The 25,876-nt window shown below is 61.4% G+C and carries 28 protein-coding genes; 12 read left to right on the top strand and 16 right to left on the bottom strand.

Features of this window, described 5'->3' with window-relative positions:
• The first annotated feature begins 5 nt into the window (after positions 1-5).
• Complete coding sequence (locus ACP7CZ_RS19385; protein WP_054921348.1) at positions 6-878, top strand: LysR family transcriptional regulator; 873 nt, start codon at positions 6-8, stop codon at positions 876-878.
• A 121-nt stretch (positions 879-999) separates the two neighbouring features.
• Here the strand turns inward: ACP7CZ_RS19385 and yghX are convergent, their stop codons facing one another.
• From yghX to ACP7CZ_RS19400, 3 genes are read right to left on the bottom strand one after another with little or no spacing between them, the layout of a single operon-like run.
• Positions 1,000-1,887: a YghX family hydrolase gene (gene yghX / locus ACP7CZ_RS19390; protein ID WP_054897339.1), complete on the bottom strand. Its 888-nt coding sequence runs from the start codon at positions 1,885-1,887 to the stop codon at positions 1,000-1,002.
• Between the two features lie 44 nt (positions 1,888-1,931).
• Positions 1,932-2,426, bottom strand: a complete 495-nt coding sequence (locus tag ACP7CZ_RS19395) for a PaaI family thioesterase (RefSeq protein ID WP_054897340.1) — start codon at positions 2,424-2,426, stop codon at positions 1,932-1,934.
• 51 nt (positions 2,427-2,477) lie between these two features.
• Complete coding sequence (locus ACP7CZ_RS19400) at positions 2,478-3,368, bottom strand: DMT family transporter (protein ID WP_054921353.1); 891 nt, start codon at positions 3,366-3,368, stop codon at positions 2,478-2,480.
• A gap of 89 nt (positions 3,369-3,457) precedes the next feature.
• Between ACP7CZ_RS19400 and ACP7CZ_RS19405 the strand changes: the two genes are divergently transcribed.
• Entirely contained in the window at positions 3,458-4,783 is a 1,326-nt protein-coding gene (locus tag ACP7CZ_RS19405) for a PLP-dependent aminotransferase family protein (protein WP_294204232.1), read from the top strand.
• A gap of 7 nt (positions 4,784-4,790) precedes the next feature.
• Here the strand turns inward: ACP7CZ_RS19405 and ACP7CZ_RS19410 are convergent, their stop codons facing one another.
• On the bottom strand, positions 4,791-5,222 hold the full coding sequence (locus ACP7CZ_RS19410; RefSeq protein ID WP_003190851.1) for a nuclear transport factor 2 family protein: 432 nt from the start codon (positions 5,220-5,222) through the stop codon (positions 4,791-4,793).
• 154 nt (positions 5,223-5,376) lie between these two features.
• On the opposite strand from ACP7CZ_RS19410, the gene ACP7CZ_RS19415 reads away from it, so the two are divergent.
• Positions 5,377-5,610, top strand: coding sequence for a DUF6434 domain-containing protein (locus tag ACP7CZ_RS19415; protein WP_259284357.1), 234 nt, complete (start codon positions 5,377-5,379; stop codon positions 5,608-5,610).
• Between the two features lie 162 nt (positions 5,611-5,772).
• Here the strand turns inward: ACP7CZ_RS19415 and ACP7CZ_RS19420 are convergent, their stop codons facing one another.
• Entirely contained in the window at positions 5,773-7,482 is a 1,710-nt protein-coding gene (locus tag ACP7CZ_RS19420) for an amidase (RefSeq protein ID WP_054897343.1), read from the bottom strand.
• A 192-nt stretch (positions 7,483-7,674) separates the two neighbouring features.
• Between ACP7CZ_RS19420 and ACP7CZ_RS19425 the strand changes: the two genes are divergently transcribed.
• Positions 7,675-7,989, top strand: a complete 315-nt coding sequence (locus ACP7CZ_RS19425; RefSeq protein WP_259284356.1) for a DUF2834 domain-containing protein — start codon at positions 7,675-7,677, stop codon at positions 7,987-7,989.
• Between the two features lie 424 nt (positions 7,990-8,413).
• Here ACP7CZ_RS19425 and ACP7CZ_RS19430 read toward each other — a convergent pair whose 3' ends face one another.
• Positions 8,414-9,625: an MFS transporter gene (locus tag ACP7CZ_RS19430; protein WP_003190861.1), complete on the bottom strand. Its 1,212-nt coding sequence runs from the start codon at positions 9,623-9,625 to the stop codon at positions 8,414-8,416.
• A 102-nt stretch (positions 9,626-9,727) separates the two neighbouring features.
• Between ACP7CZ_RS19430 and ACP7CZ_RS19435 the strand changes: the two genes are divergently transcribed.
• The gene (locus ACP7CZ_RS19435) at positions 9,728-10,549 is read left to right on the top strand and encodes an AraC family transcriptional regulator (RefSeq protein ID WP_014718649.1); all 822 of its coding nucleotides are present in this window, start codon (positions 9,728-9,730) and stop codon (positions 10,547-10,549) included.
• On the opposite strand, the gene ACP7CZ_RS19440 is transcribed toward ACP7CZ_RS19435, so the two are convergent.
• Both ACP7CZ_RS19440 and ACP7CZ_RS19445 read right to left on the bottom strand, forming a co-directional pair.
• Entirely contained in the window at positions 10,542-11,732 is a 1,191-nt protein-coding gene (locus tag ACP7CZ_RS19440; RefSeq protein WP_294204235.1) for an MFS transporter, read from the bottom strand. The two genes, ACP7CZ_RS19435 and ACP7CZ_RS19440, sit on opposite strands and share 8 nt — an antisense overlap.
• Positions 11,729-12,751 (bottom strand): alpha/beta hydrolase, encoded by a 1,023-nt coding sequence (locus tag ACP7CZ_RS19445; protein ID WP_054897346.1) that lies wholly within the window; start codon positions 12,749-12,751, stop codon positions 11,729-11,731. The genes ACP7CZ_RS19440 and ACP7CZ_RS19445 overlap by 4 nt, the downstream gene beginning before the upstream one ends.
• 163 nt (positions 12,752-12,914) lie before the next feature.
• Between ACP7CZ_RS19445 and ACP7CZ_RS19450 the strand changes: the two genes are divergently transcribed.
• On the top strand, positions 12,915-13,838 hold the full coding sequence (locus ACP7CZ_RS19450) for an AraC family transcriptional regulator (protein ID WP_057975769.1): 924 nt from the start codon (positions 12,915-12,917) through the stop codon (positions 13,836-13,838).
• Here ACP7CZ_RS19450 and ACP7CZ_RS19455 read toward each other — a convergent pair.
• Entirely contained in the window at positions 13,813-14,319 is a 507-nt protein-coding gene (locus tag ACP7CZ_RS19455) for a GAF domain-containing protein (RefSeq protein WP_020302594.1), read from the bottom strand. The two genes, ACP7CZ_RS19450 and ACP7CZ_RS19455, sit on opposite strands and share 26 nt — an antisense overlap.
• 53 nt (positions 14,320-14,372) lie before the next feature.
• The gene (gene proP / locus ACP7CZ_RS19460) at positions 14,373-15,875 is read right to left on the bottom strand and encodes a glycine betaine/L-proline transporter ProP (protein ID WP_014718644.1); all 1,503 of its coding nucleotides are present in this window, start codon (positions 15,873-15,875) and stop codon (positions 14,373-14,375) included.
• Between the two features lie 305 nt (positions 15,876-16,180).
• Between proP and ACP7CZ_RS19465 the strand changes: the two genes are divergently transcribed.
• Together ACP7CZ_RS19465 and ACP7CZ_RS19470 are read left to right on the top strand one after the other, a co-directional pair.
• Positions 16,181-16,711: a GNAT family N-acetyltransferase gene (locus ACP7CZ_RS19465; protein WP_236455722.1), complete on the top strand. Its 531-nt coding sequence runs from the start codon at positions 16,181-16,183 to the stop codon at positions 16,709-16,711.
• A 143-nt stretch (positions 16,712-16,854) separates the two neighbouring features.
• Positions 16,855-18,258: an MFS transporter gene (locus ACP7CZ_RS19470; RefSeq protein WP_200648967.1), complete on the top strand. Its 1,404-nt coding sequence runs from the start codon at positions 16,855-16,857 to the stop codon at positions 18,256-18,258.
• On the opposite strand, the gene ACP7CZ_RS19475 is transcribed toward ACP7CZ_RS19470, so the two are convergent.
• Together ACP7CZ_RS19475 and ACP7CZ_RS19480 are read right to left on the bottom strand one after the other, a co-directional pair.
• Positions 18,245-19,090: an alpha/beta fold hydrolase gene (locus ACP7CZ_RS19475; protein ID WP_294204243.1), complete on the bottom strand. Its 846-nt coding sequence runs from the start codon at positions 19,088-19,090 to the stop codon at positions 18,245-18,247. The genes ACP7CZ_RS19470 and ACP7CZ_RS19475 overlap by 14 nt on opposite strands.
• Positions 19,087-20,070, bottom strand: coding sequence for a DMT family transporter (locus tag ACP7CZ_RS19480; protein ID WP_072446366.1), 984 nt, complete (start codon positions 20,068-20,070; stop codon positions 19,087-19,089). The genes ACP7CZ_RS19475 and ACP7CZ_RS19480 overlap by 4 nt, the downstream gene beginning before the upstream one ends.
• A gap of 92 nt (positions 20,071-20,162) precedes the next feature.
• Between ACP7CZ_RS19480 and ACP7CZ_RS19485 the strand changes: the two genes are divergently transcribed.
• Positions 20,163-21,071 carry a LysR substrate-binding domain-containing protein gene (locus tag ACP7CZ_RS19485; protein WP_072446368.1) on the top strand — a complete coding sequence of 303 codons (909 nt, stop codon included), beginning with the start codon at positions 20,163-20,165 and terminating at the stop codon, positions 21,069-21,071.
• A 30-nt stretch (positions 21,072-21,101) separates the two neighbouring features.
• Here the strand turns inward: ACP7CZ_RS19485 and ACP7CZ_RS19490 are convergent, their stop codons facing one another.
• The 3 genes from ACP7CZ_RS19490 to ACP7CZ_RS19500 all read right to left on the bottom strand — a co-directional run bounded on the left by ACP7CZ_RS19490 (position 21,102) and on the right by ACP7CZ_RS19500 (position 23,228).
• Positions 21,102-22,394, bottom strand: coding sequence for a PQQ-dependent sugar dehydrogenase (locus tag ACP7CZ_RS19490; protein WP_014718638.1), 1,293 nt, complete (start codon positions 22,392-22,394; stop codon positions 21,102-21,104).
• The gene (locus tag ACP7CZ_RS19495) at positions 22,391-22,816 is read right to left on the bottom strand and encodes a DUF2231 domain-containing protein (RefSeq protein ID WP_054897353.1); all 426 of its coding nucleotides are present in this window, start codon (positions 22,814-22,816) and stop codon (positions 22,391-22,393) included. Before ACP7CZ_RS19495 ends, ACP7CZ_RS19490 begins: the two co-directional genes overlap by 4 nt.
• Before the next feature lie 88 nt (positions 22,817-22,904).
• Positions 22,905-23,228: a hypothetical protein gene (locus tag ACP7CZ_RS19500; RefSeq protein WP_072446372.1), complete on the bottom strand. Its 324-nt coding sequence runs from the start codon at positions 23,226-23,228 to the stop codon at positions 22,905-22,907.
• 223 nt (positions 23,229-23,451) lie between these two features.
• On the opposite strand from ACP7CZ_RS19500, the gene ACP7CZ_RS19505 reads away from it, so the two are divergent.
• The 3 genes from ACP7CZ_RS19505 to ACP7CZ_RS19515 are packed head-to-tail and all read left to right on the top strand — an operon-like array spanning position 23,452 to position 25,167.
• On the top strand, positions 23,452-23,931 hold the full coding sequence (locus tag ACP7CZ_RS19505) for an AAA family ATPase (protein ID WP_236455717.1): 480 nt from the start codon (positions 23,452-23,454) through the stop codon (positions 23,929-23,931).
• Entirely contained in the window at positions 23,928-24,725 is a 798-nt protein-coding gene (locus tag ACP7CZ_RS19510; protein ID WP_294204249.1) for a nucleotidyltransferase domain-containing protein, read from the top strand. Before ACP7CZ_RS19505 ends, ACP7CZ_RS19510 begins: the two co-directional genes overlap by 4 nt.
• Positions 24,718-25,167, top strand: coding sequence for an NUDIX hydrolase (locus tag ACP7CZ_RS19515; RefSeq protein ID WP_294204250.1), 450 nt, complete (start codon positions 24,718-24,720; stop codon positions 25,165-25,167). The genes ACP7CZ_RS19510 and ACP7CZ_RS19515 overlap by 8 nt, the downstream gene beginning before the upstream one ends.
• 109 nt (positions 25,168-25,276) lie before the next feature.
• Here the strand turns inward: ACP7CZ_RS19515 and ACP7CZ_RS19520 are convergent, their stop codons facing one another.
• The gene (locus ACP7CZ_RS19520) at positions 25,277-25,855 is read right to left on the bottom strand and encodes a cysteine hydrolase family protein (RefSeq protein ID WP_294204252.1); all 579 of its coding nucleotides are present in this window, start codon (positions 25,853-25,855) and stop codon (positions 25,277-25,279) included.
• Positions 25,856-25,876 lie beyond the last annotated feature (21 nt).

The raw sequence follows: 25,876 nt of genomic DNA on the forward strand, positions 1-25,876 counted from the left end.
AAGCCATGTTGCGTTCCCACCTGCCGCTCAATGCGTTGCGCGCTTTCGAAGCGTCGGCGCGCCATTTGAGCTTTACCCGTGCGGCCATTGAGCTGTGCGTGACCCAGGCGGCAGTCAGTCATCAGGTCAAAAGTCTCGAAGCGCAACTCAACGTCACGCTGTTCAAGCGCCTGCCACGGGGCTTGATGCTCACCAGCGAAGGCGAATCCCTGCTGCCCGTGCTGCGTGACGCCTTCGACCGAATTGCCCTGACCTTGGATCAGTTTGAAGGCGGCCATTACCGTGAAGTCCTGACGGTGGGGGCGGTCGGTACCTTTGCGGTGGGCTGGTTGTTGCCACGCCTGGCGGATTTTCACAGCCGCTACCCGTTGATCGACTTGCGCTTGTCCACCCACAACAATCGCGTGGATGTCGCTGCCGAGGGCCTGGATTATGCCATCCGCTTTGGCGCCGGCGCGTGGCACGGCACCGACGCCTGCCCCTTGCTTGAGGCACCGCTGACGGTGTTGTGCGTGCCGCAGATTGCCGAACAACTGCACAGCCCGGCTGACGTACTGAAGCACACCTTGCTGCGTTCCTACCGTGCCGATGAGTGGAACCTGTGGTTCCAGGCCGCCGGTTTGCCCAGCGATACACGGGTGCCGCGCAGCGTGGTGTTCGACTCTTCGCTGGCGATGATGGAGGCCGCGCTGCAAGCGACTGGCGTAGCACTGGCGCCAGCCCTGATGTTTTCACGGCAATTGGAGAACGATGTGATCCGCCAGCCGTTCGAGGTGGGGATCACCACCGGCAGCTATTGGTTGACGCGCTTGCAGTCGCGGGCTGAGACACCCGCGATGTTGGCGTTCAAAGGGTGGTTGCAGGCAAGTGTTGGATAACATTTGGGGAGGCAGGCCCTCATTTATGTAGGAGCGAGCTTGCTCGCGAAAAACTCCCAGGCGCCGCGTCTATCCAGGACGCCCGCGTTATCGTTGTCGTTTTTCGCGAGCAAGCTCGCTCCTACATCAGGTATTGGCGGAACCATCCCAGGGTGCGTTCCCAGGCAAGGTTCGCCGCTGCTTCGTCATAGCGCGGTGTCGAATCATTATGAAAACCGTGATTGGCGCCCTTGTAGATAAACGCCTCATACCTCGTCCCCGCGGCCTTCAATGCCTGTTCATACGCCGGCCAGCCTTCATTGATGCGTGTATCCAGCTCACCGAAATGCAACATGATCGGCGCCTTGATACGCGGCACGTCCTTGGCGTCGGGTTGGCGCCCGTAGAACGACACTGCCGCGCCCAGTTCCGGGTAGGCCACCGCCGCTGCATTGGTCACGCCACCGCCGTAACAGAACCCGGTGATGCCGACTTTGCCCGTGCTGCTGTCGTGCTGCATCAGCCACTCGATGGCGGCGAAGAAGTCGTTCATCAGTTTGGTCGGGTCGACGGTCTGCTGCAGGGCGACGCCTTTTTCATCATTGCCAGGGTAGCCGCCCACCGAGGTCAGGCCGTCGGGGGCCAGGGCGATAAAGCCGGCCTTGGCCAGGCGTCGGGCGACGTCTTCGATATAGGGGTTCAGGCCCCGGTTTTCATGCACCACCACCACGGCTGGCAGCTTGCCTGCCGCCTTGGCTGGGCGCACCAGATAGCCGCGCACGGTGCCGTTGCCTTTGGGCGAGGGGTAGGTGATGTAGTCGGCGACGATATCCGGGTCGGTGAATTTCACCTGTTCGGCCAGGGCGTAATTGGGGCTCAGGGCCGCGAGCAATGCCGAAGCGGTGAGGCCACCGAGGGTGAACAGCGCGGCGCGGTCGAGAAATTCGCGGCGGTTGATCTTGCCGTGGGCATAGCCGTCGTAGAGTTCCAGCAGTTCGGGAGCAAAGTCTTTCGCGGTCAGACGAGTCATCGGTGCAGTCCTCGATTAGCGGTTGCCGTCACTGTAGACCAGGATCAAACCTCGCGGCCATGGGCGGCGGCGGCCAGTTGCCCGGTGTCGACGCGCACGAACACCGAGTCGCCGACGGCGGTGAGCACGCTGCCTGCATACACTTCGCAGACCACCCGGCTTTTGCGACCGATTTCGCCTTCGACCCGCGCCCGCAGGACCAGGGGCACACCCATGGGCGTGGGCTTGATGAATTTGATCCCCAGGTTACCGGTGACGCAGTCGATGCGCGGCAGGCTGCCGGGTTCACGCTGTTCGGCGCGGTAGTGGTAGGCCATGGCGGTCCAGTTGGAATGGCAGTCCACCAGCATGGCGATCAGGCCACCGTAGACCAGGTCTGGCCAGCCGCTGTATTTGGCCTCGGGTTGATGCTCGGCAATGACGTGTACGCCATCGTCATCCCAGCGGCTCTTGATGTGCAGGCCATGAGGGTTGCTGCTGCCGCAGCCGTAGCAGATGCCTTCCGGCGCCGTGGTGTCCTGGAGAGAAGCGCTGTGCATGCAGAGTCCTTGTTGTTGTTTGGGCGACGCTTCTATTTAGCAGGCCAGGGGTTAGCGAGCAAACTTCTTCGCCCCGGCCACGCAGCCGATCACCGCCACCGTCACCAGCACCATGCCCAGGCTGACCTGTTCATGCAGCAAACCCGCTGCCAGCGCCAGGCCGAAGAACGGTTGCAGCAACTGCAACTGGCCGACCGCGGCAATCCCGCCCTGGGCCAGGCCGCGGTACCAGAATACAAAGCCGATCAACATGCTGAACACCGCCACGTAGCCCAGGCTCAACCAGGCCGGCAAGCTGATACCGCTGAGGGTAGACGGCGCCAACAACAGGCTCAAGGGCGCCACCACCGGCAGCGACACCACCAGCGCCCAGCAGATCACCTGCCAGCCGCCCAGGCTGCGCGACAGCTTGGCGCCTTCGGCATACCCCAGGCCGCATGCCAGCACGGCCAACAGCATCAACACATCGCCCGCGGGTGCGGCGCTCAAGCCTTGGGCAACGGCATATCCCATCACCAACAGGCTGCCCAGGATCGAAAACAACCAGAACACCGGCCTCGGCCGTTCACCGCCGCGCAGCACACCGAACACCGCCGTAGCCAGTGGCAGCAGGCCGATAAAGACGATGGAGTGGGCCGAGGTCACGTACTGCAGGGCCAGGGCCGTCAGCAGTGGAAAGCCGATCACCACGCCAAGCGCGACGATAACCAGCGGTGCCCATTGCTGGCGCGTGGGGCGTCTTTCCTTGAATACCCCCAATAGGCACAACCCCAGTAGCGCCGCGAGAGTGGCGCGGATCATGGTCAGGAACACCGGATCGAATTCCATGACCGCCAGGCGCGTGGCTGGCAGCGAGCCGCTGAAAATCACCACACCGATAAAACCGTTGATCCAACCCTGGGTGCTGCTGTCCAGAGTGCCGAGAGGAGAAGTGCGTTCCATGGGGGACCTGTCCGAAAATGGCAGTTGCGTGCTGGGCATCCTAGGATTGAAGATTAAGACAATCAAAAAATTGTCATGGATACAGCCCTATGCCCCGTGCTCGCTACAAGACGCTGGTCGATACCTTCGCCGAGGCCATCCGCAGCGGCCAATTGCAGCCCGGCACGCGGTTGCCTACCCATCGCCAATTGGCCGCCGAGCATGGCCTGGCACTGGTCACCGCCAGCCGGGTGTACAGCGAGCTGGAAGCCATGGGCCTGGTCAGTGGCGAAACCGGGCGCGGCACCTTCGTACGTGAGATTGCCTTGCCACCGGGGCAGGGCAGTGGGCAGATGACGGTTGCGGCGGGTTTGCTTGACCTGAATTTCAACTATCCGTCTTTGCCGGGCCAGGCCGAGCTGCTGCGCACGGCGTTGCGCCAACTCGCCCTGTCTGGCGACCTGGAGGCGCTGCTGCGCTACCAGCCCCATGCCGGGCGTGTGCACGAGCGCGCCGCCGTGGCCCGGCACTTGTTGAACCGAGGGTTGACGGTGCAAGCCGAGCAGGTGCTGGTGGTCAGCGGCGCCCAGCATGGCCTGGCGGTGAGCATGATGACCTTGCTCAAGCCTGGGGATGTGGTCGCGGTGGATGCGCTGACCTATTCGGGGTTTAAGGTACTGGCCGAAACCCTGCACCTGGAACTGGTCGCCATCCCAGTCACAGCCAACGGCCCTGATCTTGACCACCTGCACAGCCTGTGTCGCCAGCGCCCGGTGCGAGCGGTGTACAGCATGCCGACCCTGCATAACCCGCTGGGCTGGGTGATGAGCCTGGAGCAGCGCGAGCGCTTGGTGGCAATCGCCCGGCAGCACAACCTGATGATCATCGAGGATGGCGCCTATGCGTTTCTCGCCGAAGAAGCGCCGCCGCCTTTGGCAACTCTTGCACCGGAGCGCACGGTGTACATCGGCGGGTTGTCCAAAAGTGTCGCCACCGGTTTGCGCGTGGGCTTTATCGCTGCGCCTATGGCGTGGGTAAGCGGGTTGGAACGCACGATCATGGCCACTACCTGGAACGTGCCGGGGGTGATGAGCGCGATTGCGGTGGGCTGGCTCGAGGACGGCACGGTGGCGCAACTGGAGGCGCAAAAGCGTGCGGATGCCCAGGCCCGTCAAGCGTTGGCGGCGCAGGTGCTGAGAGGGGTGAAGACCATCAGCCATCCGTCATCCTACTTTCTGTGGCTACCGTTGGCGGAAGACGCCCGCGCCGATCAGGTCGCCATGACCTTGCAGCGCGCGGGCATCTCGGTTTCAACCGCCGAACCGTTCGCGGTCTCGGCCCAGGTGCCCCACGCGCTGCGCCTGGCCCTGGGTTCGGTGCCGATGGCGGCGCTGCGTGAGGCGCTGGTGACGGTGCGTAAGGTGGTGGCGTGGTGAGGTTTGCTCAGTACTTGTAAGCCTGGCGCCCAATCAGCAGCCATTGGCCGTGCTGTTTTTGCCAAACCTGAAAGTTGTCGATATCGGTTGGTGTGTCCACACCGCTGTTCACTGCCAAGGCGTGGAAGTGGTTGCGCACCAGAGCGGTATCGCCGTTGAGAGTGATGGTCTGGTTTTGCATCTCCAGGGTTTTGAATGCGCTGGTATGGGTTTCCAGGTCGGCAATGAATTGCGCCTTGTTTTGCACCTTGCCGCTGGAGTGGCCGTAGGTGAGCTTGTCGGACGTCAGTGCATGAAGCTGCTTGAGGTCCAGATGCAGCATGGCTTGGGTCAATTGATCGACTGCCTGGGCTACATCCTTCTCGGCGGCGCCGGGCGCGGCGGCGACGTAGCCGGAGAAGAGGCACAGAAATCCGATCAGCACTTTGAAGTTGGACATGGGTATTTCCTTATTGTTGTTAAGAAATACGACGAGGTATGTCGTCGTACAACCATGCAATATTCTCAAGGCGGAAGGAAAGTGAAATTTTGCAGGAGCTTGAGGTGAGGAGGCGCTAGAGTGTTCATCACCATCCGCGCAGCCGAGGTACATCATGGATTTTGACTGGCACAGCGACGTCATCACCCGCGCTACAGCCGTCACCCCTAGCTATAAAAACACCCAGAACGTGCGCCGCTTTATGCTTGAGCAGTGTGGCCCGGCGTTCAAGTTCAACCGTCCATTCATGGCGTGGATTCGTAACGGCGCACCCAAGACTTTGGGGGATGTGGTGGAGGAGTGGCAACGTCGCAACGAGGTGCTTCGGTCCTCGCACCACGGTGTTTGAACTGAAATATGAACAAAAACTGTGGGAGCGGGCTTGCTGTGGCGAGGGAGCTTGCTCCCGCTCGATAGCGCAGCTGGAGCCGGCTTTTTGGGGGCGCTACGCACCCCAGCGCAAGCAAGCTTGCTCGCCCACAGCAAGCCCGCATTTGAGTGAGGAGCCCAGCTAGATAGCCGCCAGCGGTGGCGTACGCGGCGGGATCATCCGTTTGCTGCCGGTGGCTTCGAACGCCGAGGCAAAGCGCAACAGCGCCGAATCGTCATAGGCACGCCCGGCGAAGGTCAGCCCCACCGGCATGCCGATGTCTGCCATCACCCCCATCGGCACGGTGACGGTGGGCACGCCCAGGTGGCGGATGGCGAGGTTGCCGTTGGCCACCCACACGCCGTTGCTCCAGGCAATGTCGGCAGACGCTTCGTTCACATCGGCATCCGCCGGGCCTACGTCGGCCACGGTGGGGAACAGCACGGCGTCGAGCCCGAGGGTGTCCATCCAGTCTTCCAGGTCCAGGCGCCGGGTTTGCTCCAGGCCGCACAGGCCATCGGGCACGGTGCTGATCTGGTCCCATGGCGTGATGCCGCGTTGGGCCATGCGCACGTATTCGTCCATGCCGGCGGCCAGGTCGTCTTCACGGTTGGGCAGGGTGCCGGGGTCGTGGGGGAAGATGTTCGGCCCGTCCACATCGGCCAGGCGGTTCAGGTGCGGGTCGCCGTTGGCACGCAGGAAATCATCGAAGGCCCATGCAGACAGCTCCCACAACTCGTCGTGGAGGAACTCTTTAGAGACCAGGCCACGGGTAAACACCGTCGGCGCGCCGGGGCGGTCGCCTTCGCAGTTGGACACCAGCGGGAAATCCACTTCGATCACTTCGGCACCCGCCGCTTCCAATGCCTGGCGCGCGGCTTGCCACAGTTCGATCACCGTGGCGCGGGTGTGGATCTTTTGTCCGGTCGGGCCGCCGATACCCGGTTTTTCGCTGGTGCCAGCATCCGGGTCGGCGTTGATGTACATGCGCGGCACGCCAAAGCGCTTGCCGGCCAGGTTTTCGCTGTCGACTGCCAGCGCGGCGTAGGACACCGGGCGCACCGAGGTGACGCTGGGGATCGGCACCCAGGGTTGCAGGCGCCACAGGTCACCACGTGTGTCCGGGTCTTCGGCCACCACGACGTCGAGCACTTCCAGCAGGTCGGCCATGGTGCGAGCATAAGGCACCACCACGTCCATGGTCGGGGTCAGTGGCCAGTTGCCGCGCACCGAAATCACGCCACGGGACGGCGTGTAGGCACACAAGCCATTATTGGAGGCCGGGCCGCGACCGCTGGACCAGGTTTCTTCAGCCAGCCCGAACGCGGCAAAGCTGGCGGCGGTGGCGGTACCAGCGCCGTTGGAGGAACCCGACGCAAACGGCGCGGTGAGGTAGTCGGCGTTGTAGGGGCTTTCGGCGCGACCGTACACGCCACGCTGCATACCGCCATTGGCCATCGGCGGCATGTTGGTCTTGCCCAGGCAGATAGCGCCACCGGCACGCAGACGCTCAATGGTGAAGGCATCGCGCTGGGCCACCAGCTTGGCAAACGCCGGGCTGCCGGATGCAGCCGTCAACCCCTTGACCAGGTAACTGTCCTTGGCGGTGTAAGGAATGCCATCCAGCGGCCCCAGGGTTTGCCCCTTGGCACGGCGCGCATCGGACGCCTGGGCTTCTTTGAGCGCATCGGGGTTGCGTACCACCACGGCGTTCAGTGCAGTGGCCGTCTGCGGGCCATCGTAGGCATCGATCCGCGCCAGGTACGCCTGCACCAGTTCAACTGCCGTGGTCTGGCCGGCTTCAAGCGCAGCGCGCAATTGGGCAATGGAGACTTCAGTAACTTGCATCACGTTTTTTTCGCCGCCTTCAAGTGGGGGTATGGCGGCAGTCTACGTACAGATATTTCACAAAACCAGCGCGGCATACTTCGTGTAGGCGGCGGGAACGACATCACCAAGCAAGGCGTCAGCAACATTGCGAGTGGCCGCCCTTTATCGCTAAGGTGGCCGCGTTGATTAACGTTGCACTTCAAGGAAGAGACCATGCACAGACCTTATATCGCCCTGGCTGCCTTGCTCGGGTTTACCCTCTATACGGTGGCGACGATGCTCACGGCCGAGCAATCACTGTTGGCATTTGGATGGGAACTGATGTCCCGGCCCGATACGGCGCAGGTGGTGATTGACCTGTATCTGATGGCGGTGCTGGCGTGTGTGTGGATGTACCGGGATGCGCGTGGGCGAGGGCGGTCGATGGCCTCAGTGCTGCCGTATTTTTTACTGACGGCAGTGTTTGTGTCGGTAGGGCCTTTGCTCTATATCGTGGTTAATGGATTTTCTCGCCGGGCCATGAAGTGAGGCTTGTTGCTCCCGTGACGACCTGCCAGCGACGCTGATCTACCTGACGCACGACGTCCAAAGTGGGAGCTGGCTTGCTCGCGAAGGCGGCCTGGCAGTCAACACAGTTGGATTGTGGACATATCCATAGCAGATCAAGAGCGGCTCGCTTCGCATCGTGGTTACCGTTGAGCGCTACGGAATTGTGTCGATACCTATGGTCATCGCAGGCAAGCCACCCACATCTGGATCGTGGGGGTGTCAGGTAGATAGGCTTCGGCTAGCAGGCCGCCATCGCAGGCAAGCCAGCTCCCACATTTGGATCTAGTGGTGTCAGATAAATATGCGTCGGCTGGCAGGCCGTCACGGGAGCAAGCTCCCTCGCCACAGGTCCCGCGTCGCCCCAAAGTTGTAGATAACTACGGCTATGGGTCGACGTGATCGATCAAACGCCTTTGGTCGACGGCAACAGTACCGTGAGGATACCCACCAGCGGCAGGAACGAGCACAGCTTGTACACGTATTCGATGCCGTGATGGTCAGCGAGCATCCCGAGCAGCGCCGCGCCGATCCCGCTGAAGCCGAACATCAGGCCGAAGAATATCCCGGCGATCATGCCCACATTGCCCGGCACCAGTTCCTGGGCAAACACCACGATGGCCGAGAACGCCGAGGCGATGATAAAGCCGATGACCACGCTGAGTACGGCGGTCCAGAACAGGTCGACGTAGGGCAGGGCCAGGGTGAACGGTGCGGCGCCGAGGATCGAGAACCAGATGACTTTCTTGCGGCCGATCTTGTCGCCGATCGGGCCGCCGGCGAAGGTGCCCACGGCCACTGCGCCGAGGAACAGGAACAGGTACATCTGCGAGCTGGCTACCGACAGCTGGAATTTCTCGATCAGGTAGAACGTGAAGTAACTGGTCAGGCTGGTCATGTACCAGTATTTGGAAAACACCAGCACAGCCAATACCACCAGGGCGAAGGTCACGCGGCCTTTGGACAAACCGTGGGTCGCCTGGCTGCCTTGCTTGAGCTTGAACAGGTTGAGGTGGTGGCGGTACCAGCGGCTCAAGCCGTACAGCACCAGGATGGCGAACACCGCAAACAGGCCGAACCAGGCAATGTGGCTTTGGCCGTAGGGAATGATGATCGCCGCCGCCAGCAGCGGGCCGAAAGCGCTGCCGGTGTTGCCGCCGACCTGGAAGGTCGATTGCGCCAGGCCGTAGCGCCCACCGGAAGCCAGGCGTGCGACGCGGGAGGTTTCCGGGTGGAAGGTCGATGAGCCCACACCCACCAGCGCCGCCGCGAGCAATATCGCCGGGAAGTTGCCGACAAATGCCAGCATCAGGATGCCGATCAAGGTGCACACCATGCCCGCTGGTAATAACCAGGGTTTGGGGTGGCGGTCGGTGTGGTAGCCGATCCACGGTTGCAGCAGGGAGGCGGTCAACTGGAAGGTCAGGGTGATCAGGCCGACCTGGGTGAAGCTCAGGCCGTAGTTGGCCTTGAGCATCGGGTAGATCGATGGCAGCACAGCCTGGATCAAGTCATTGATCAGGTGCGCCAGGGCACAGGCGCCCAAGACGCGCATGACTAAGGGGCTTACTTGCGGGCTGGTCGAAGGTGCGGCGGGTGACGCTGTGACTGTGGACATGCGGGCATTCCGTACAAGGCAGCTGACAGGCGTGGAGGCGGGCGGCGGTGATGTGAACCGCCACTCCATCTGGACTCGGCGTTTATGCTAGATTCGGCGCCAATGCCTGTCTCGCGCAATTCGGGCAGAAACCATCGCAAAAAGGGCGAAATGATCAAATCACTGGATAAATTTCTGCGAGAGATCGATGAGGGCGACTGGGCCGTCATCAGTTCGGCCACCGATTACCCCGAAAACTGGGTGATCCCCGAACACAGCCACAACAAGCACCAACTGCTGTACGCCATTGGCGGTGTGATGGTGGTGTACTCGGCCCTGAGGCAATGGACGGTGCCGCCCAATCGTGGCTTCTGGATGCCTTGCGGTCAAGTTCACTCACTGCGTTGCGTGGGTACGCTGAAGATGCGCAGCGTGTTCGTGCGCCCGGACAGCTTCCCCAACCTGCCGGCCGAGCCCAAGACGGTGACGGTCTCGCCGTTGCTGAGTGAACTTATCAAGGCCTCGGTGAGCCTGAAACCGCCGTATGCCGAGGATTCACGCGACGCGAGGATCATGCACCTGATTCTTGATGAACTGGCTATCCTGCCGGCTTTGCCGCTGTCTTTGCCGCAGCCTGCGGACCCGCGCCTGAGCCCGATCTGCCTGGCGTTGCAGGATGAACCGAGTGATGCCTCCACCGTGGCCGACTGGAGTGCGCGGTTGGGATTGGACCAGACCACCATCCAGCGCCTGTTCCGTAAGGAAACCGGCATGACCTTCGGCCAATGGCGCCAGCAGGCGCGGTTGCTGCTGGCGCTGGAGCGCATTGCGGTGGGGGAGAAGATCATTGATGTGGCGTTTGAATTGGGCTACGAAAGCCCCAGCGCTTTTACCAGCATGTTCAAGAAACAGTTTGGCAAAACGCCGAGTCATTTTTTCAAATAGCGTCGCTCGCCATGCGCGCATGAGCAGGGCGGCGGGATGCCAGGTAAGCCAGCAGCGTGGCGACTACCAGCAAGGCGGCGCTCAACTCGAAGGTGGCCCGGTAGCCGCTCAAGTCGAATGCCACGCCACCGACGGTGGCACCGGCGGCAATCGCCAACTGGATGATGGCGACCATCAACCCCCCGCCGGACTCAGCGTCGTCGGGCAAGGTGCGTGCCAGCCATGTCCACCAGCCAACCGGTGCAGCTGTCGCTACCAGGCCCCAGCAGCCCAACAGCAGGGTGGTGACAATCGCTGAACCGCCGAACCCCACCAGAGCAAGGGCAATGCCGGCCATGATCAACGGAATGGCAATCAGCGTCGGGTACAGGTGACGCTTGAGCAAATGCTCAATCAACACCGTACCCGCCAGGCCGGCCAGGCCGAGCACCAGCAGCATCAGCGACAGGGTGGACACCTCGACCCGGGTCACGCCTTCCAGGAATGGCCGCAAGTAAGTGAACAGCATGAACTGGCCCATGAAGAACAGGCTGACGGCGCACATGCCCAAGGCCACCTTGGAGTTTTTCAGCAGGCGCAGCGCATTGCCGGTGGCCGCCGTGCCGCTGTGCTTGAGCGCCGGTAAGCTCAGCCACAGCCAGGCCAGCGCAATCACGGCCACTGGCACCACGCAAAAGAATGCGCCGCGCCAGCCAATCAGGCCGCCAAGAAAGCTGCCCAGCGGCGCCGCGATCACCGTCGCCAGGGCGTTGCCACCGTTGACGATGGCCAAGGCCCGTGGCACTTGGGCGGGCTCGACCAGGCGCATTGCCGTGGCCGCCGACAGTGACCAGAAGCCGCCAATCGCCACTCCAATCAACGCGCGCCCGAGCATGAACACCGCGTAATTCGGTGCGAACGCCACCACGCTGCCAGAGACGATCATCAGCAGGGTCAGGGCCATCAGCAGGCGCTTGCGATCCATCCGCGCGGCAACCGCCGCGATCACCAGGCTGGTGAGCAAGGCAAACACCCCGGACACGGAAATGCCCTGGCCGGCCTGGCCTTCAGTGATGTGCAAGTCAGCGGCCAGCGGTGTGAGCAGGCTGACCGGCATGAACTCGGAGGCGACCAAGGCAAACGCCGCGAGCGACATCGCCAGCACCGCGCCCCAGCGTTGCGGTTGAGGGGTAACGGAACTCACTGCAAGTGGCTCTGGAAGAAGGTGGTGAGCGTGTCAAACGGGATCAGTTCGACGCGGTCGTACAGGTCTACATGGCCGGCGTTGGGGATGATCAGCAATTGCTTGGGCTCGGCGGCGCGTTGATAGGCGTCTTCACTGAATTCACGGGAGTGCGCGTTGGCCCCGGTAATCAGCAGCAGTGGGCGCGGCGAGATCGTCTCGATATCGTTGAAGGGGTAGAAGTTCATGAACTTGACGTTACTGGTGAGCGTCGGCCGGGTGGTGGTCTGCGATGAGGCGCCTGCCGGGGTGACTTCGCCGCGGGGGGTGCGGTAGAAGTCGTAGAACTCGTCGCCGACCAGGTCGCCCGTGAGGCTCTGCGGCGTGCCACCGGTGTAGAGGGTCTCGCCGCCCTGGAACTCTACATAGCGCTGGTTGGCGGCCTGGCGCAGGATCTGCTGGCGCTGTTGCAAGGTCATGCCGTGCTTGAGGCCATTGCGGTTGGCCGCGCCCATGTCGTACATGCTGACGGTGGCGATTGCCTTGAGACGCGGATCGATCTTCGCAGCACTGATCACAAAACTGCCGCTGCCACAAATGCCGATGGCACCGATGCGTTCCCGGTCGACCTGTGGGCGAGTGCCGAGAAAGTCCACGGCGGCGCTGAAGTCTTCCACGTAGAGGTCGGGCAACACCGCGTTGCGTGGTGTGCCGGCGCTTTGGCCCCAGAACGACAGGTCCAGGGACAGGGTCACGAAACCCTGTTCAGCCATTTTGGTGGCGTAGAGGTTGGCGCTTTGCTCTTTGACGGCGCCCATCGGGTGGCCGACGACAAGGGCTGCGTGCTTTGAGCCTGGGGCAAGGTGCTTGGGCACGAACAGCGTGCCTGCGACCTGCATGCCGTATTGATTGTTGAAGGTGACAGGTTCGGCCGTCACTGTGTCGCTGCTGTAGAAGTTATCCGCACCGTTAGACATATCGGCTCCAAATGAAGAAAGAGAAGTCACCAACAAACCCAGGGCGAGCAAGAGGCGTTTCATAGGGGTGTTCCTCGTGAAGTGTCAGCACATTTTCCGGGTGACGGTAGGGCTTCTGTAGTGCATTTGAGTGGATTACTTGCCTGATCCTCTGAGTTTCAGTGCCAGATGACGACGCCCATGACTTGCGCGGGTAAAGTGCAATGAAGCATTGAAAGGGGCTGTCATGACATCCACTCCCACCCCATTGAACGCGCTGATCCAGTCGATTGGTTCGCGCACGCCGTCGCCCGGCGACTACGCCATGCCGATCCCCGGCCTGGGCTTTTATCGGCGTGAGCAACCCGCTGCGCCGGTGGTGTGCATGGTTGAGCCGTGCATCGTGCTGGTGGCCCAGGGCGAGAAGCAGTTGTGGGTCGGTGGCGAGGGCTACCCCTACGACACTTCCCGGTTCCTGGTGACGTCGCTGGACATTCCGGCCAATTCCGAGGTGCTGGCGGCCAGCCCTGAGCAACCGTGCCTGGGGCTGACGTTCAAGCTGGACCTGCGCATGCTCGCGGAGCTGATCGCCCAGGGTGGCTTGCCACCGGTGCGTGAGCGTGCGGTCATGAAGGGCGTGGGGATCGGCACGGTCACCGACGGCATGCTGGCCGCATTCGCGCGCCTGGTGGCGTTGCTGGATGAACCCGAGGCTATTCCGGTACTCGCGCCATTGATCCAGCGCGAGATTCATTACCGGCTATTGAAAAGCGACCAGGCCGGCCGACTGCGCCAGATCTGCTCGGTGGACGGACAGGGCTATCGAATTGCCAAGGCGATCGACTGGCTGAAGTTGAATTTCGACGCAGCCCTGCGTGTGGAAGAGCTGGCAGCGCGGGTGCAAATGAGCGCGGCGACCTTTCACCATCACTTCCGGCAACTGACCGCGATGAGCCCGCTGCAATACCAGAAATGGCTGCGTCTGAATGAAGCACGACGATTGATGTTGAACGAGCACCAGGATGTCTCCAGTGCCGCGTTCAAAGTCGGGTATGAGAGCCCGTCGCAATTCAGCCGTGAGTACAGCCGGCTGTTCGGGGTGCCGCCCAAGCGTGATATGGCAACACTGCGGGGCCGGGCGGGTGTCAGTGATCCGCCGGGGTCAGATTAGCGTAGAAGATGCAGCCAATCAGCCGTGCGAACAGGCTCAGGGTTTCCGGCAGGTTCGGGTCGTCGAACAGCATGGCCCGTGAGTCCAGCGCACACAGCGCCCCGAACAGGCGGCCATCGGGCAGGAAGATCGGCGCGCCGGCGTAGCTTTCGATGGCGTATTGCTTGACCACCGGGCGTGACGCGAAACGGCCGTTCTGGCTGATCTGGGGGATGAACAGGGTGTGTGGGTTGATGCAGAACTCACTGCACAGGGTGGTTTCAAGGTCGAGTACGTCGTCGACGTTGATGCCCATTTGCAGCGGGTCGTAGGCCGAACACACCACCCATTCCTGGTCGGTGAACTTGGCGATGCCGGCGAATCTCATCCCGGTCAGACGAGTGACCAGCTTGAGGATGTTGGTGGTTGCTTCAATTTCGGCAATGGCGGCGCGCTCGTCTGCGCTGAGTAACCTGTGTGCGGCGGTGACGCTTGAAACCATGCTGAACGCTCCAATGGCGTGGTCGCAGGCCGCGACCACGCACAGTCAGGTTATTAGTTGATGCGCGGGTGTTGCTGTACCAGGTTTTCCCGCTTGGTTTGCAGCGCGGCAATCTCGGCATCGATGTCTTCGATTTTCTGCTCGATATTGTCGTGATGCTCCTGCAGCAGCTCCTTGGCTTCTTCCATGTCGGAAGCCGCCGGGGCCGCGCCACGCAGGGGCTTGTTGGCGGTTTCCTTCATGGTCAGGCCCGTGATCAGTCCAACCACTGCAAACACCATCAGGTAATAGGCGGGCATGTACAGGTCGTTGGTGCTCTCCACCAGCCAGGCCACGGCGGTCGGCGTAACACCGGCGATCAGTACCGAGACGTTGAACGCACTGGCCAGGGCGCTGTAGCGCAGATGGGTGGGGAACATTGCTGGCAAGGTCGACGCCATCACGCCGATAAAGAAGTTCAGCACCACCGCCAGAATCAACAGGCCGCCGAAAATCAGGCCGGTCTTGCCACTGGTGATCAGCATGAAGGCCGGGATCGACAGGAACAGCAGGCCAATGCTGCCGGCGATGATGAAGGGCTTGCGGCCGATCTTGTCGCTGACGAAACCAATGAACGGCTGCACGAACAACATACCGACCATAATCGCGATGATGATCAGCACGCCGCTGTTTTCGGCATAGTGCAGGTTGTGGGACAGGTAGCTCGGCATGTAGGTGAGCAGCATGTAGTAGGTCACGTTGGTGGCCGCGACGATACCGATGCAGGTCAGCAGGCTGCGCCAGTGCTTGGTGGCGATTTCCTTGAACGAGACTTTAGGGCCGTGGCTCAGGCCTTCGCGGTCACCCTGTTCGAGTTTGTCGACATGCTGTTGAAACGCCGGGGTTTCTTCCAGCGCGTGGCGCAGGTACAGGCCGATGATGCCCAGGGGCAGGGCGAGGAAGAACGGCAGGCGCCAGCCCCAGGCCTCGAATTCGGCTTCACCGAGCACGGTGGAGATCAACACCACTACACCCGCGCCGAGCACGAAACCGGCGATGGAGCCGAAGTCCAGCCAGCTGCCAAGGAATCCGCGCTTGCGGTCCGGGGCGTACTCAGCCACGAAAATCGACGCGCCGGTGTACTCGCCGCCCACCGAGAAACCCTGGGCCATTTTGCACAGCAGCAACAGGATCGGGGCCCAGATGCCAATGGAGGCATAGCCGGGGATCAAGCCGATGGCAAAGGTGCTCAAGGACATGATCACGATGGTGGCGGCCAGGACTTTTTGCCGCCCGTACTTATCGCCCAGTGCGCCGAAGAACAGGCCGCCCAGCGGGCGAATCAGGAAAGGTACGGAGAAGGTGGCCAGTGCTGCGATCATCTGCACGCTGGGGGAAGCGTCGGGGAAGAACACCTTGCCCAGCACATAGGCGACAAAGCCATAGACGCCAAAGTCGAACCATTCCATGGCATTGCCAAGTGCGGCGGCGGTGATCGCCTTGCGCATCTTGTTGTCGTCGACAATGGTGATGTCTTTCAATCCGATGGGTTTGACGCGTTTTTTACGTAGTTTCATGCGGGCCACTCAAAAGCTGAACAGGGGAGGTGCCATCGCTACGATGGCACCGCTCTGTCAGTTCAGATACAAGTGGACACGAAATAATTCACCGCTTTGTGTATTTTTTCTCGCATGGGTAAAAATGCCTGGTTCTGAAGGCCGATGCATAGCTACCGGCAAAACAGATCAAATGTGGGAGCTGGCTTGCCTGCGAAAGCGGTGGTTCAGTTAAAGATTCAGTGACTGGCACTCCGCTTTCGCGGGCAAGCCCGCTCCCACAAGGGGAGGCATTGTCAGTCAGGCAAAACAGGGAAGTCATTTAAATGCCAAGCAGTCATTCACGCCTTACCTACCGCCAACCACGACCCGCAGACGTTCAGCGATTGTTCGCGATCTTCGGCGATCCACGGACCAACCTGTTCAATCCTGCCGGCCCGCTGCCCAACCTGGGGGCGGCACAGCGGCTATTGGATCACTGGCTGGAACAATGGGCTTCCCAGAGCTACGGCTGGTGGGCGATTGCCCGCAAAGAGACCCCCGACCACATCATCGGGTTTGGCGGCATCGCGCCCCTTAATTACCTGACGCAGCGGCGCATCAACCTTGGCTATCGTCTGGCCGTGGAGGCCTGGGGGCAGGGGTATGCCACTGAGCTGGGTCGTGACGCCCTGGCGCTCGCGTTCGACACGCTATCGCTACCGGAAGTCTTCGGGTTAGTGCGGCCCGATCATGCTGCGTCGATCCGCGTATTGGAGAAGCTCGGCATGCAACGCTTTGGCCTGCTGGATGATGTCCCCGGTCAAGCGCCCAGCCTAGTGCTCAGGGTTTGTCGTCCTACAACTGCACAGCACTGACATTTTTCGAATTCACGTAATTCCTGGATAAGCGGCAATCTTTGCGATTGACACTGCGCGGGCGTCTCGCTATAAAACCCGCAGTTGTACGACGACATATGACGTTACATATGTCCTACCTAACAAAAATAAAAAGTGATGCCATGAATCTGAACGAGCCCATCAGTGCCCTTCGTGTCGGCCAGGCGGTCGGCAGCTATCGCTGGACGATCTGCGCGATGTTGTTTTTCGCGACCACGGTCAATTACCTCGACCGCCAGGTGCTCAGCCTCTTGGCACCGCAACTGTCAACGCAGTTTGGCTGGAGCAACACCGATTACGCCAACATCGCGGCGGTGTTCCAGTTTGTCTACGCCATTTCCATGCTGTTTGCCGGGCGCTTCGTCGACAGGATCGGCACCAAGGCCGCCTATGTGGTAGCCATTGGCATCTGGTCCACTGGCGCGATCATGCATGCGTTTTCGGTGCCGATGGGCGAGGGCATCGCGGCGGTCAGTGGTGCCATTGGCCTGGCGGTGATCCCGGTGTCCATTGCCGGTTTCATGCTCTCAAGGGCTGTGTTGGCGATTGGCGAAGCGGGTAACTTCCCGATCGCGATCAAGGCCACTGCCGAATATTTCCCCAAGAAAGAACGCTCCCTGGCCACCGGCATCTTCAATTCCGGCGCCAACGTCGGCGCGATTCTGGCGCCCATCTGTGTCCCCTTGATTGCTGGCATGTGGGGCTGGGAGGCGGCGTTTATGGTCATCGGTATGCTGGGTTTTGTCTGGGTTGCCGTGTGGGCCGCCGTGTATGAAAAACCGGAACAGCAAAAACGCCTGTCACCTGAGGAACTGGCCTACATCCGTAGCGACCAGACCGTACAACCGTTTACCCCGGCACCGACGGGCACCGTAGGGAAGAAAGTCTCCTGGTTCAAACTATTGACCTACCGCCAGACCTGGGCGTTTGCCTTCGGCAAGTTCATGACCGATGGCGTGTGGTGGTTTTTCCTGTTCTGGTTGCCCACCTACCTGTCTGCCCAATACGGCATGAAAGGCGCCGATATCGTGATGCCGCTGGCGGTGCTGTACAGCATGACCATGGTCGGCAGTATTGGCGGCGGCTGGTTCCCCAGCTACTTCATGGCGCGCGGCGATGCCCCCTATGACGGGCGCATGAAAGCCATGCTGGTGATTGCGCTGTTCCCGCTGGTGGTGTTGCTGGCGCAGCCGTTGGGTTACCTCAGCTTCTGGGTGCCGGTGCTGCTGATCGGTGTGGGCGCTTCGGCACACCAGGCGTGGTCATGTAACATTTTCACCACCGTGTCCGATATGTTCCCGCAGAAAACCGTGGCTTCGGTGGTCGGCATTGGCGGCATGGCCGGTGGCCTGGGTGGCGTGCTCATGACCAAGATCGGTGGCTGGGTGTTCGACTATTACAAGTCCATCAACGACATCCATACCGGCTACATGATCATGTTTGCCATCTGCGCCCTGGCTTACCTGGTGGCCTGGAGCGTGATGAAGACGCTGGTGCCGCGCCACAAGGAAATCACTGACCTGTAACGCCACCTAGAAAGGTCATCAAGGCAGCGACGATGACCTCGGGCGCGTCCTCTTGCACCAGATGCCCCGCACGCGGGACGCGCAGGTAGCGTGCACCTAATCTATCTGCGAGCGCGTCGCCCTGTGCCACGTTGATCCATTGGTCCTCCTCTCCCCAGAGCAATTGCACCGGGCAACGCAGCCCGGTGAGCCGGTCTTCAATCTGGTCGGTATAGCGCTGGTCCATTTGCGCAATCTGGCGATAGAAGGCGGGCTGGCCAATCTCGCCTGTCCAGGGCGTGACGTAGGCGAGCAGCACCTCGGCAGGTAGCGGCGTGAAGGCGGCGCCCTGTAGATAGGCACGCACAATCGCCTCATGGATATAGGCCGGCGCGTCGCTGAAGGCCTGTTCATGGCGGCGCACATGCTGCACCAGCGGCGAACCCCACGGCGCCATGGCGACGGGGTCGATCAAGGTCAGGCTGGCATAGTCGCAGCCATCGAGTAGATGCGCACGCAGCGCCGTAGCGCCGCCAAAATCATGGGCCAGCACATGAGGACGTTCCAGGCCCCAATGGTGTAGCAGTGCGGCGAGCAACAGGTTTTGCACGCCCAGGGACACGTCCTGGCCCGGCGCCTGTTCAGACTGGCCATAGCCAAGCAGGTCGTAATAGAACACGCGGTACTGCTGGGCAAACAAGGGCGCGATACGCCGCCACACATGGGAAGAGAACGGTGTGCCATGCACCATTACCAGCGCAGGCCCCTGGGTACCCAGCTGGCCCCAGCGCACGGTTTGATTGTGGAAGTCAAAGGTGTGAGGCAGTGCCAGTGCGTCGTTTGAATGGGTCATGGTTGAGTCTCCCCTAAGGTCTGATGGGCTGTGGCGGGTTTTGCCTGCGCCAGGAGGATGCGAACCGCCATGACCACGCCGACGAGCACGGCAGCCAGGCCCACGGCCTCCATTGGCGTCGGCCAGCGCTGGTGAAAGCCTAGACCGAGCAGGCTGGCGAAGAGTGATTCCAGGGCAATCAATTGACCGCTCAGTACCATGGGCAGGCGCCGCGTTGCCGCATTCCAGGCCCAGGCGCCGACCACCGTGGACATCACCGCGATGCCCAGGCCCCAGGCATACAGCGGCCATGCCTGGCTCCAAGCCGCGCCAAGGGTCGGCAACCGGAACAAGCCCAGCGCGTATAGCCATGGCAGCAGGCACAGCGCCGCGCCGCCTGCGCCTACCAGCATCAGGGCAGTCCACAGACCGGTTGCGCTGGCTGGCAGGCGCGCCAGTTGCTGTTGATTGATGACGCTGAACCCCAGCCACAAGGCCACTGCGCCCAGGGAGAAGCACAAAGCCGCCAGCCAGGAACCGGTGCCGGAGGCGGGCAGTTGGAGGCTGCTGACCGTGGCCAGCAACAGCCCCATGGTGAGGCAGGACAACGGCATCACCAACTGGCGCCATTGCAGGGTCTTGTGACTGGCGTTGCCTATCAACGCCAGTAGCACCGGGACCATGCCGACAAACGCTGGCGTCAGCACCGGGCCGCCGAACATCACGCCGGCAGCAATGCACGCGCCATAACCGAGGCAACCCAGTGCGCCCAGTGCTGCCGCCAGTACGCACTGGCCGGTGCTGAGTATACTCAATTGCGCCCTGCACACCATGATCCAGACGAGACCCAGCCCACCGGCCATCAGAAACCGTACGGCCATCAAGTCGTAGAGGCTGTAGACGCCGGTGACGTAGGGCGCAATGAAGTTCAGCGCCCAGCCAAGGGTGGCGACAACGGCAAATATCACACCGGTAAAGAGTGAGGTGCGGGCGCTGGTCATGAGGCTGATCCATGAAGTGAGGGATTCATGGTGCCCAGCGCTGCGGCTGTGCTACAAACGAGTTTTCAGCCTTGGATGCATAACCACAGATTATGAATGCACTTGGCAAAACCTTACCGCCTCTGGCCAGCCTCCTGCCGTTTGAAGCGGCGGCGCGCCTGGAGAGTTTCTCCAAGGCGGCCGATGAATTGCACATCACCCAGGCAGCGGTCAGTCGGCAGATCCGCGGGCTGGAGGACAACCTGGGGGTCAAGCTGTTTTGTCGGCGCAACCGTGGGGTGTTCCTGACGCAAGAAGGGCGTGAGCTGGGGCGGGTGGTCAGCCTGGCCTTGCACAGCATCAGTGAGGGCGCGGTCAGCCTGAGAACATCGCCCCAGCGAAATCGCGTGGTACTGCTATGCCAGCTATGCGAGGCGTTCTATTGGTTGATGCCGCGTCTCGCGACCTTCCACCAGCAATACCCGCAGATCGAGATCCAGGTGGTGACCTGCACGCGGCCGATCACCCAGTTCGACGGGCATTTCGATGTGGCCCTGCAAAGTACCCGGCGCGCCAGTGGCAGCCATACGCTGATGTTCACCGCCTCCGACGAGGTGTTCCCGGTGTGCAGCCCCAGCTACCTCTGCCCGGAACAACCGTTATCACTGGCTGAATTAAAGCCCTGCACCTTTCTGCACCACAGCTCCGAGCCTCCGCATTTGATGGAGTGGAATGAGTGGCTGCAGATGTTCGGCCACACGCTGGCCAGGGATGCACGCAGTGCCACCTTCGACAGTTACCCGCTGATGTTGCAAGCCGCCGTGGAAGGGCACGGTATCGCCATGGGTTGGCGTCGTACCGCAAGCCGGCTGATTGAGAGTGAGGCGCTGGTGCGGCCCTGCGCAGAAAGCGTGTTTTTGCCCGAGGCTATTTCGGTCTACAGGCAGCAAGGGGCGGGCAGTCGGGAGGAGGTCACGGCGTTGTTGGCCTGGCTTGACGCACAATTGCAAAGTGACGGCTGACAGGGGCGTCGCTGCCCCTGTCATCTGCGGTTATTGGTTACGCGTGACGCGCCAAATCGTATTGGCCAGGTCGTCGGCAATGATCAGCGCGCCTTTGGGGTCTACCGTCACCCCCACTGGACGCCCACGGGTCTTGCCATCGTCGCCGCGAAAGCCGGTGGCAAAGTCGATGGGCTCGCCCGCCGGCTTGCCGTTGCTGAACGGCACGAAGATCACCTTGTAGCCCACTGGGTTGTCACGGTTCCAACTGCCGTGCTCGCCGACAAACGCGCCGTCAGCGAATTTTTCACCCATGGCAGGGATGGAGAAATCCACGCCCAGCGCGGCCACATGGGAGCCCAGGCTGTAATCGGGTTTGATCGCCGCAGCCACCTTGGCCGGGTTTTGCGGTTGTGCGCGAGGGTCGACGTTCTGGCCCCAGTAGCTGTAGGGCCAGCCGTAGAAGGCACCTTCACGCACCGACGTCAGGTAGTCTGGCACCAGGTCGGGGCCGAGTTCATCGCGCTCGTTGACCACGGTCCACAGTTGCCCTGAGCCCGGTTGGATGGTCAGCGCCGTCGGATTGCGCAGGCCCGTAGCGTAGGGCTTATGCGCGCCGGTGGCGGCATCGATCTGCCAGACCATTGCGCGGTCGATCTCCACTTCCATGCCGCGTTCGGTGATGTTGCTGTTGGAACCGATGCCCACGTACAGCTGACGCCCGTCGTCACTGACGGCCAATGACTTGGTCCAGTGATGGTTGATCTGCGCCGGCAGGTCGGTGACTTTGACGGGCGGGGCGCTGGCCTTGGTCTGGCCGTCGGCGTAGTCAAAGCGCACCAGTGCGTCCTGGTTGGCCACGTACAGTTTGCCGTCGGCGAATGCCAGCCCGTAGGGAGCGTTGAGGTTGTCGGCGAATACCGTCTTGAGTTCATAGGTGCCGTCACCGTCGGCGTCACGCAGCAGCGTAATGCGGTTGCCGCCCTTGACCTTGGTGTTGCCCTGGGCCTTGATCACACTGGCGATCACGTCCTTGGGCTTGAGCTTGGCCGCACTGCCGCCACGGCCTTCGGCCACCAGGATATCGCCGTTGGGCAGCACCAGGGTCTGGCGCGGGATCGCAAGGTCGGTGGCGATGGCGGTGACGCTGTAGCCTTCGGGTACCTTGGGCTTTTGATCGCCCCACGGCGTGGGCTCGGCAATCTTCATGCTGGGCAACAGGCTGCTTTGTTGTTCGGGCAGCTTGGGGTCAGGGCCGCGCGCCTGGGTCTTGTCACCTTCGCCGCCACAGGCACTCAGCAACAGGGCGGCGCTGAGCAGGGTCAGTGTGTTGAGTGGTTTCATCGGGCAGCTCCTGAGCGCAGGTTGGTCAAGCCGATCCAGGTGGCGACAATCGCCAGCACGGTGATGATCGCCGACAGCACCAGGCCAGCAGGCATCATGGCGTAGGCATCCTTGGCATGTTGAAAGGCGTTCACCAGCCCCAGCACCCATGTGCCCAGCAACAGCAGGAAGTACGCCACCGGGCGCCCGCCCTTGTGTTCGGCGCGCAGCAGGTTGACCAGTGCAAACAGCAGGGCAAAACCACAGAACACCAGCGCCCCGGCGATCAGCCAGGAGGCAAAATTGGCCCATTGGATCTGGTAGGTCTGGCCGTAGGCGATATCACTGAGCAAGGCCCCGAGAAACAACGGCACGGTGCCGGCAAGCAATGTGCCATGCAACGGCCCAGGCCTGACGACGGGGTAAGTGGAGAGGGTAGTCATGTTGGTGGCGGCTCCTTATCGTTCTGCACCCTGGGCTCAGGGCGCGCTGACTTCGCATAGGAAAGGAGCATGGCACTTGTAAGAAAGTTCACTGGGATGGCGTGTCGAGGTGTTTCTCGAACCATGCCCAATAGGGCGTATTTTTGACCTGGCGGCGGTTGTAATCCGGGCTGCCATCGCCCCACCACACAGGGCCACGCTCGCCCAATGCCACCTTGGCACGCTGCACCCGTTGCCGGGCGGCGTTCAAGGCTTCGGGGTCGGCGCTGCCCTTGGCTGACTTGACCGCCCGGCGTGCATCCATCAATTCATTGACCCAGTATTGGCGCGTCGCTTCATCCAGCGCCGGATTGGTACAGCGCCACAACTGCCCCTTGACCACAAAGTAGCGACCGTCCGGGGTGCTAAGCATGGTGCCAGCGCAGCACTCGCAGCACACCCCATAGCATCGAAATCACAATCGCCATCCAACCGGCAAACAGACTGAAGAGTGTCATTGCAAGGTTCATCACCACCTCCAATTGCGTTGTCGTCTCCTGATAGGTGACCTCGCTCGGGAACGAGGATTCAACTGGATGTGTTTACGATAATGCCTGCATGACTCATCCTGTTGGGCTCCTCCAAGGAATCGTTTTATGCCAACCCTGCACCTGTTATGCGGCAAGATCGCCTCCGGCAAGTCCACACTCGCCAAGACCCTCGCCACCGAGCACGCAGCCATTGTGCTCAGCGAAGACCAGTGGCTGGCCAGTCTCTACCCTGGTCAGATCCAGAGCATTGCCGACTACCTGCGCTGTGCCCAGCAGGTTCGTGGAGTACTTGAGCCGCTGGTGATCGATCTGTTGGCGTGCGGCGTCAATGTGGTGCTGGATTTTCCGGCCAATACCCTCGCCAATCGTCAATGGTTACTCGGCCTGGCCCAGGCAGCCAAGGTGCCGCACTGCCTGCATTACCTGGATCTGGACGATGCCACCTGTCGTGCGCGCCTGCATGCGCGCAATGCCCGAGGTGACCATGATTTTGCCGCCACTGATGCCGAGTTTGACCTGATCACTCGCCATTTCAGTGTGCCGAGGGAAGAGGAAGGGTTGGTGATTGAGGTACATCGCCCGTGACTACCCAAAAACCTGCAGGCATCGATGCCGACGGCTATATCCTCACCGTCGCTGATGGGCCTATACAACCGGAGTTCCAGCCCCTGCTGGCGGACGTTTGCGCTACCTTGTCCCGGCCTGAGCTGGGGCTGCACGGGATCTACCTGTATGGCAGCATCGCACGGGGCGAAGGAGAGATCGGCACTTCTGATCTTGACCTTTCCCTGATACTGATCGAACCACCGGATGCGCCTGTGCTTGAACAATTGGAGTCGGCCCGACTCGCTTTGGAGCAACGGCATCCCCATGTCACCAAGATCGACTTTGATATCGGTCACCGCGCCCAGGTGTTGGCGCCTGAAAACCTAAACAGTTGGGGCTTCTGGCTCAAACATCATTGCCGCTGTCTCTGGGGCGAAGACCTGTCACTGCACGTCGAACCGTTTCGCCCGTCCCGCGCCATCGCCCTGGCGGTCAATGGTGATTTTGAACAGGTGCTTACGGCGTACCTGTTGCGCATCGAACAGGCCAGCACTGAACACACACGGCTTGGCCTGCAGCGGGAAGCATCGCGGGCCTTGATCCGCGCTACCCACACCCTGCGAGCGGTAGATGCACAAAACTGGCCGCAAACCCTGGAAGACTACGTCGGGCTGTTCGTCCAGCATTACCCGACCATGCGCGTGCAAATCGCCTACTTCCTATTTGAAGCACGCAACCCGAGCGCCGAGGGCGAGGCATTTACGACACGCCTACGGGCGTTTCTGAGCTGGATGGTTTCGGCCCTCATAGAAAGGAATCAATCAGATGCGTGAACGCAAAGCCGCACGATTACTGGTCATCAACCCTGCACAGCAAGTGTTGCTGTTTCGCTTCGTGCATAAAGACGGCGCCCTGGCCGGCCAGGATTACTGGGCCACACCGGGCGGTGGCGTGGAGGCGGGGGAGAGCTTTCACAGCGCCGCGATTCGTGAGTTGCGCGAAGAGACTGGTATCACCGTCAGCAGCGTTGGGGAATCCGTGGCAGAGCGTAGTTTCCCGTTGATGTTACCCAGCGGTGAAATCGTGTTGGCAGTAGAGCGGTACTTCGTTGTGCATACATCCAGCGACGCGCTTTCCAGGGCCGAATGGACAGTAGAGGAGACCCAGGTGATGGCGGATCATCATTGGTGGTCGGCAGAGGCGCTGCTCGCGACGAGCGATACGGTATGGCCGCAGGCGTTGCCGCAAATGCTGGAGGATGCCCGGGTATTTTAGCCGTTTTCCATGAACGATGGGGGCAGGCGAATCGGGGCGACATTTAGGTAAGCGGCGGCTTTAGGGCTGTCACGGGAGCAAGCTCCCTCGCCACAGGTGCAGCATTGCATCAAAAAGCGCATCGCGGGTTACATGGATCTAATATTTCCGCGGTATTGAACACCCTTGCATAGTCCATCGCCAAGTTACTGAGCGACAACGCATGCACATCCTCTGCGGCCCACAGCCGCCCCGACAAGTCGGTTTGATCGAAGGTAAAACACGCATCCGCCGCCACGATCACGTCGAACCCCAGGTTGCCGCCCGAGCGTGCGGTGGATTCCACTGAATTGTTGGTGATGACCCCGACGATCACCAACTGCTGGATCGAGCGCAGGTGCAGCCAGCGCTCCAGGCCCGTGGCGCTGAATGCATCCGGTACGTTTTTTTCCACCACATGCTCATGGGCCAGAGGGTGCAGCGCATCCTGGAACTCACAGCCGGGCTGGCCTGGCCGGAACACCGAAGCGCCAGAGCGGGAGATATGCCGCACATGAATGATCGGGCGTTGCGCCTGGCGCCAGGCATTGAGCAATTGCTGTATGTGCTGCTCAGCGTCTGGGTTGTTGCGGCGGCCTAGTGTGGGATCGGCCATGCCTTTTTGCATATCGATGATCAACAGTGCGGCGTTCGTCGCTATCGGTTCCATGGCCTGTCCTGGCAGAGGTGA

The sequence above is a fragment of the Pseudomonas sp. DWP2-2 genome (assembly GCF_049897065.1).
In the GTDB taxonomy this organism is placed as follows: Bacteria; Pseudomonadota; Gammaproteobacteria; order Pseudomonadales; family Pseudomonadaceae; genus Aquipseudomonas; species Aquipseudomonas paracarnis.

What these genes read in the sequence shown, in the direction of transcription:
- yghX (WP_054897339.1), bottom strand. Translation starts at nt 1,887, where the DNA reads ATGACTCGTCTGACCGCGAAAGACTTTGCTCCCGAACTGCTGGAACTC.
- ACP7CZ_RS19495 (WP_054897353.1), bottom strand. Translation starts at nt 22,816, where the DNA reads ATGACTACCCTCTCCACTTACCCCGTCGTCAGGCCTGGGCCGTTGCAT.
- ACP7CZ_RS19500 (WP_072446372.1), bottom strand. Translation starts at nt 23,228, where the DNA reads ATGCTTAGCACCCCGGACGGTCGCTACTTTGTGGTCAAGGGGCAGTTG.
- ACP7CZ_RS19470 (WP_200648967.1), top strand. Translation starts at nt 16,855, where the DNA reads ATGAATCTGAACGAGCCCATCAGTGCCCTTCGTGTCGGCCAGGCGGTC.
- ACP7CZ_RS19485 (WP_072446368.1), top strand. Translation starts at nt 20,163, where the DNA reads ATGAATGCACTTGGCAAAACCTTACCGCCTCTGGCCAGCCTCCTGCCG.
- ACP7CZ_RS19445 (WP_054897346.1), bottom strand. Translation starts at nt 12,751, where the DNA reads ATGAAACGCCTCTTGCTCGCCCTGGGTTTGTTGGTGACTTCTCTTTCT.
- ACP7CZ_RS19415 (WP_259284357.1), top strand. Translation starts at nt 5,377, where the DNA reads ATGGATTTTGACTGGCACAGCGACGTCATCACCCGCGCTACAGCCGTC.
- proP (WP_014718644.1), bottom strand. Translation starts at nt 15,875, where the DNA reads ATGAAACTACGTAAAAAACGCGTCAAACCCATCGGATTGAAAGACATC.
- ACP7CZ_RS19400 (WP_054921353.1), bottom strand. Translation starts at nt 3,368, where the DNA reads ATGGAACGCACTTCTCCTCTCGGCACTCTGGACAGCAGCACCCAGGGT.
- ACP7CZ_RS19385 (WP_054921348.1), top strand. Translation starts at nt 6, where the DNA reads ATGTTGCGTTCCCACCTGCCGCTCAATGCGTTGCGCGCTTTCGAAGCG.
- ACP7CZ_RS19435 (WP_014718649.1), top strand. Translation starts at nt 9,728, where the DNA reads ATGCCTGTCTCGCGCAATTCGGGCAGAAACCATCGCAAAAAGGGCGAA.
- ACP7CZ_RS19450 (WP_057975769.1), top strand. Translation starts at nt 12,915, where the DNA reads ATGACATCCACTCCCACCCCATTGAACGCGCTGATCCAGTCGATTGGT.
- ACP7CZ_RS19395 (WP_054897340.1), bottom strand. Translation starts at nt 2,426, where the DNA reads ATGCACAGCGCTTCTCTCCAGGACACCACGGCGCCGGAAGGCATCTGC.
- ACP7CZ_RS19410 (WP_003190851.1), bottom strand. Translation starts at nt 5,222, where the DNA reads ATGTCCAACTTCAAAGTGCTGATCGGATTTCTGTGCCTCTTCTCCGGC.
- ACP7CZ_RS19405 (WP_294204232.1), top strand. Translation starts at nt 3,458, where the DNA reads ATGCCCCGTGCTCGCTACAAGACGCTGGTCGATACCTTCGCCGAGGCC.
- ACP7CZ_RS19425 (WP_259284356.1), top strand. Translation starts at nt 7,675, where the DNA reads ATGCACAGACCTTATATCGCCCTGGCTGCCTTGCTCGGGTTTACCCTC.
- ACP7CZ_RS19455 (WP_020302594.1), bottom strand. Translation starts at nt 14,319, where the DNA reads ATGGTTTCAAGCGTCACCGCCGCACACAGGTTACTCAGCGCAGACGAG.
- ACP7CZ_RS19515 (WP_294204250.1), top strand. Translation starts at nt 24,718, where the DNA reads ATGCGTGAACGCAAAGCCGCACGATTACTGGTCATCAACCCTGCACAG.
- ACP7CZ_RS19480 (WP_072446366.1), bottom strand. Translation starts at nt 20,070, where the DNA reads ATGACCAGCGCCCGCACCTCACTCTTTACCGGTGTGATATTTGCCGTT.
- ACP7CZ_RS19430 (WP_003190861.1), bottom strand. Translation starts at nt 9,625, where the DNA reads ATGTCCACAGTCACAGCGTCACCCGCCGCACCTTCGACCAGCCCGCAA.
- ACP7CZ_RS19520 (WP_294204252.1), bottom strand. Translation starts at nt 25,855, where the DNA reads ATGGAACCGATAGCGACGAACGCCGCACTGTTGATCATCGATATGCAA.
- ACP7CZ_RS19490 (WP_014718638.1), bottom strand. Translation starts at nt 22,394, where the DNA reads ATGAAACCACTCAACACACTGACCCTGCTCAGCGCCGCCCTGTTGCTG.
- ACP7CZ_RS19505 (WP_236455717.1), top strand. Translation starts at nt 23,452, where the DNA reads ATGCCAACCCTGCACCTGTTATGCGGCAAGATCGCCTCCGGCAAGTCC.
- ACP7CZ_RS19465 (WP_236455722.1), top strand. Translation starts at nt 16,181, where the DNA reads ATGCCAAGCAGTCATTCACGCCTTACCTACCGCCAACCACGACCCGCA.
- ACP7CZ_RS19475 (WP_294204243.1), bottom strand. Translation starts at nt 19,090, where the DNA reads ATGACCCATTCAAACGACGCACTGGCACTGCCTCACACCTTTGACTTC.